This window comes from Streptomyces sp. URMC 124 (assembly GCF_051386455.1).
Classification (GTDB): Bacteria; Actinomycetota; Actinomycetes; order Streptomycetales; family Streptomycetaceae; genus Streptomyces.
Genome location: NZ_JBPQTS010000314.1, coordinates 1 through 1,881, shown reverse-complemented (window position 1 = coordinate 1,881; position 1,881 = coordinate 1). Strand labels below are relative to the sequence as shown.

At 68.2% G+C, this 1,881-nt stretch carries 3 protein-coding genes; all 3 read left to right on the top strand.

The genetic code is table 11. The features are described 5' to 3' along the window. Positions 1-245: 245 nt before the first annotated feature. On the top strand, positions 246-629 hold the full coding sequence (locus ACSNOG_RS32600) for a hypothetical protein (protein WP_436756313.1): 384 nt from the start codon (positions 246-248) through the stop codon (positions 627-629). 96 nt (positions 630-725) lie between these two features. Then, positions 726-1,667, top strand: coding sequence for an NADP-dependent oxidoreductase (locus ACSNOG_RS32595; RefSeq protein WP_436756314.1), 942 nt, complete (start codon positions 726-728; stop codon positions 1,665-1,667). Beyond that, positions 1,667-1,881, top strand: a 215-nt coding sequence (locus tag ACSNOG_RS32590) for an alpha/beta fold hydrolase (protein WP_436756312.1), incomplete at its 3' end; no start/stop codon positions are given. The genes ACSNOG_RS32595 and ACSNOG_RS32590, both read left to right, overlap by 1 nt.

Genomic DNA, 1,881 nt, shown 5'->3' with positions numbered 1-1,881 from the left:
GCGTGTCCGCGTGTCCGCGTGTCCGCGTGTCCGCGTGTCCGCGTGTCCGCGTGTCCGCGTGTCCGCGTGTCCGCGTGTCCGCGTGTCCGCGCGTCCTCGCGTCCGCGTGTCCGCGTGTCCGCGCTGCGCGGATTGACCTGTACTGCGACAGCAGAGGCCCCGGCGAGGCTTCGTTGGACCTGCGCGGGCCCTTCTTCGCGTTGGATGTCGAGCCGCACCAAGCCGATGCTCTGCCTACTGACGGGATGGCGCGATCCTTCGTCGTGGAACAGGTGCGGGAGACGTTCGACATGGTGGGCCGGGAGTTGCCCGCCATCGGTGAGACGGCGGTGATGCTCACAGAAGTCCGCGCCCGCGCGACAGCCCGAAAACCCAGCTCCCCGATCCTGCAGGCGATCACCGTCAAGGACGGGCGGATCACCGAGGTCCGTCCGTTCTACCGGGGCACGCGGGCCACCGTCGGCGTCTCGCCGTGCATTGCCCAGCGGATGAGCTCGACTGCTGACTCCGCAGATCGCAGCCGCTTGACAGGGCGAGTTGCTCGGCCTGGCCAAGGACAGCTCCTCGGCCGGTGCCAGGAAGGCAGCGCCTCCGTGGGTACCCACGGAGGCGCCCTTGAGTTCCGCTAAACGATCATGTTCCGATCGTGCCTTGATGGCCTGTGCAGCAGGGCGGTTGAGTGGTCGACACGTTGTCCGACCGGCTGAAACAGGAGAACCATAATGATGCGGGCGATCGGCCAGGACGCTTTCGGCGGCCCCGAAGTGTTGAAGATGGTGGAGGTGGAGCGGCCACAGGCGGGGCCCGCCGAGGTGCTCGTGCGGGTGGTGGCAGCAGGGGTCAATCCGACCGACTCCTGGCATCGTTCCAGCGGCGGTCTGTCCGGTGGTGACGTCCCCATCAGGTTGGGCTGGGACGTGTCGGGCGTGGTCGAGGCCGTCGGAGCGGGTGTCACGACCCTTGCGCCCGGAGACGAGGTGTTCGGGATGCCACGCCATCCGCGGCCCGCGGGTACCTACGCTCAGTATGTGACCTCCCCGGCTCGGCATCTGGTTCACAAGCCGGCCGACATCTCCCACACTCAGGCCGCCGCCTTGCCTCTGGCCGGTCTCACCGCGTGGCAGGCGCTGGTCGATACCGCCGATGTGCGCCCCGGACAGCGAGTGCTGGTCCACGCTGCGGCGGGCGGAGTCGGGCATCTGGCCGTCCAGATCGCCAAGGCGCGGGGTGCCTACGTCATCGGCACCGCCCGATCGGCCAACCACGCTTTCGTACGCAGCCTGGGCGCCGAAGAGGTAATCGACTACACCCAGACGGACTTCACCTCCGCAGTTCATGATGTCGACGTCGTCATCGACACGATCGGAGGCGAGTACGGGCCGCGCTCACTGGAGACCTTGCGAGCCGGTGGCATCGTCGTCTCGCTAGCATCTCCGGCCGAAGCGGCGCTCGCCCGCGTGGCATCGCCACTCGGGCTGCGCACCCAATTCATGATTGTCGAAGCCGACCAGGAAGGACTGCGGCAGCTTGTCTCGCTCGTCAAGGCCGGCCGACTACGCCCCGAAATCGCCACCTGCCTGCCCTGGGAACAAGCGGCCCACGCCCATGAGCTCGCCGACAGTGGCCGTACCCGTGGAAAGATCGTCCTGGCCGTCGGGCGGGCCTGATGGCGACCTTCGTCCTGGTCCCCGGCGCCTGGCACGGCTCCTGGACCTTCCAGCCGCTGGCCCGACGACTGCGCGCGCACGGCCACGAGGCCCACGCTCTCACCTTGACCGGCCTCGGCGAGCGGCAGCACCTACTCACCGGAACGGTCAACCTCGACACCCACCTACAGGACGTGCTGAACCTGCTGGAAGACGAGCAGATCACCGACGCCGT